The sequence below is a fragment of the Lyngbya aestuarii BL J genome (assembly GCF_000478195.2).
GTDB lineage: Bacteria > Cyanobacteriota > Cyanobacteriia > Cyanobacteriales > Microcoleaceae > Capilliphycus > Capilliphycus aestuarii.
In genome coordinates this window covers 1-2,739 of record NZ_AUZM01000156.1, presented here as the reverse complement: position 1 = coordinate 2,739, position 2,739 = coordinate 1, and the positions used below count along the sequence as shown (strand labels likewise).

Below are 2,739 nucleotides of genomic sequence, written 5' to 3'. Positions count from 1 at the left end.
TCGTTTGAGCAATTGACTTTGAGATTTGAGTACAACATCTTGTTCGTCAATTAAAGCATCAACAAACACACCTAATTTTTCTTCTCCAACTTTCAAGACAATACAAGGAAAAGTTGTAGAAGCATTCATCTCTTTTTGAGAAGATTCGAGTTCAAGTAGTTCAGATAATTGAGCTACAGACAGAGGTTGTTCTTCAAAAATAATCGTATCTCGTCCTTCAATCGTAAATAGTTCACTCGGAGAAACTAAGCGAGTCGTGCGAACAAATTCGACAGGAATACCATAGGAAATACTCTGCACACCGACAATTAAAACATGGGTTGTTGCTAAGGCGGTTCCCAGTCGCATCCGAAATGTAGACCCTTTTGTGGGAACAGATTCTAACTCAATACTACCTTTAAGCTGTTCAACATTATTCCGCACAACATCCATTCCAACACCCCGACCTGAAATTTCTGTGACTAATGTACGGGTCGTAAAACCCGGAAAAAAAATCAGGGATTGAAGTTGTTTTGAGGTCATTGTTTCGAGTTCTTCGGGAGGATAAATACCTCGTTTGAGAGCGGTTTTTTTAACTTGTTCGGGGTTAATTCCTCGACCATCATCACTCACTTCAATTATAACAGAGGTGGCGGTTTGATAGCCTCGGAGACAAATTTGAGCAACAGGAGATTTACCGTATTGTTGTCGTTCTTCTGAGGATTCTATTCCATGGTCAACTGCATTTCTTAATAAGTGCATTAAAGGATCTTTCATTTCCTCTAAAATCCGTTTATCTGCTCGCGTTTCACCCCCTTCTATTATGAGTTCAACTTGTTTATTTTGTTGTCGAGCGAGATCGCGTACCATCCGAGAAAAACGGTTAAAAATAGTTGAGAGAGGCAACAGTCGTAAAGTGCGGATATCGTCTTCAAGTTCATTAGAAATTAGCTCTAATCGGGCGGTATCTTCATAGAGAGAACCTCTCAATTGATTGATTAACGCTCCTAATTTTTCTAGATGTTGACTCGCACGATTATAATAATTGTGGAGTTGTTCAATTGTTTTATGAGTGTTTGTTGATTGGTTTTCTAAGTCATTGAGAACAAATCGATTTACAAACGCATCTCGACTCCATTCTTCCCATAATAGAGTGAGGGCTTCTACTTCACTGAGTCGATGAACAATACGAATTTTAGTAACCGTTAGTTCTCCAGTTTGGGTCATTAACGCATCGAGTTGACGGGTAGAAACCCGGATAGTTTCAATCCGATGAGCGTTACCATCAAAAGTAACTTTATCGTCGTTTGTTGGAGATGAATTAACCGGAGAACTCAGAGAAGAAACTGAAGGATTGATACCTTCTTCTGGATAAGAATTGAGGTGACTAACAGGTTCTTCAGAAGAAAATTGAGGAGGTTTTTCCGGGGAAGGTTTGATTGTTTCAACCTCAATAATTTCTGACACCTCTAAAGTCTGTTGTTCTGAAACAGGAGTATCATTAGCAGGTTGAGTTTCTAGTGAGCTTTGACCTTCAGCCGCAATTAAGCTCGCCATGACTTGAAAGGTTTTCACGCCAGAAGGTTCACCTGTAGAGGCTTCTTGAACCAGTTTTCGCAGGGCATCTAGGGCTTGAAACAAGCAATCACTCACTTCTGAAGAAAAAATAACTCGTTTTTGGTTAATAGCACCTAATAAATTTTCAATTTGATGGGCAAGAGTAGCAATATTTTTGACCCCTAACATTCCCGCGTCTCCTTTGAGACTGTGAGCTTCTCGTAAAAGTTCTTCAAGTTTGTTTAAATCTTCTGGATTTTTTTCTAAGTACAAAAAACCATCATCAAGATTTTGTAAATGTTCTTCACTGGCGGTTTGAAAGACTTCTCGGAGTTCGTCATCTTCAATCATCATTTTACTCAATCCTTTTACTAAAAATATGTTTATATTTTGATAATTTTTTATAAATTAAACGATTTCTTTCTTCTGTGACTAATATAGTTTAATTTGTTGCATTTTGAATTTCAAAAATCAAGACTCCTATTTTTTGAGCGGATGAACGACTTTGATCGGCCGCTAGTTTCCGAATCTCGCTGGCAACGACTCCAAACCCCTTACCATGTTCACCTGCACGCACAGCTTCAACCGAAGCATTGAGAGCCAAAATATTCGTTTGATTGGCTAAATCACTCACGAGGTTAGTAATATTATAGATCGGGTTGAGATTTTTACTCAAGCGAATAATGTGGTTTTTAATTTGACTCATTTTTTTAAGACTTTCCGATATTTGATTGGCTATATTTAGTTTTTATTGCTGATATTGAACTTTTTTGACATTAATACTAACGTTCAAATAAGCCATACAAAATAATACAATCGGAATAAAATATCAAAAAATTATTCCATATTTTAACCGTTTAACAATTAACATTTTTATTTCCTATTGTATGAGCTTACTGATCAGTTTCTAGAATTACAAATTTGATTGCAACTCCAATGCCACTTGATTGAGTTTTTTGAGTCCAGTTTTCGTTTGATTTAAACCATTTGCAGTTTCGTTGGAACCTTGATTAATCGAGTTCATAGCTTCTAATACTTGAGAAATTGCAATCGCTTGTTGTTGGGTATTGAGAGAAATTTGCTGATTATTTAACACAACATTATTAACCGAGTCTGAAACGCCCATCAATGCTGAGGCTGTCATTTGAGCAATTTCTACTCCCGAAAGTACCGTTTTTGTTCCTTCTTCAGTCACAATTACAG

General features: G+C 37.1%; 2 protein-coding genes and 1 pseudogene. All 3 read right to left on the bottom strand.

Going from position 1 to position 2,739, the window contains the following annotated elements; genetic code table 11:
* A partial coding sequence (locus M595_RS27035) for a chemotaxis protein CheA (protein ID WP_023069782.1) occupies positions 1 to 1,887 on the bottom strand: 1,887 nt, incomplete at its 3' end.
* Positions 1,888 to 1,981: 94 nt separating this feature from the next.
* Positions 1,982 to 2,248, bottom strand: a pseudogene (locus tag M595_RS27030) (methyl-accepting chemotaxis protein); the annotation flags it as partial.
* Between the two features lie 201 nt (positions 2,249 to 2,449).
* Positions 2,450 to 2,739, bottom strand: a 290-nt coding sequence (locus tag M595_RS27025; RefSeq protein ID WP_023069781.1) for a methyl-accepting chemotaxis protein, incomplete at its 5' end; no start/stop codon positions are given.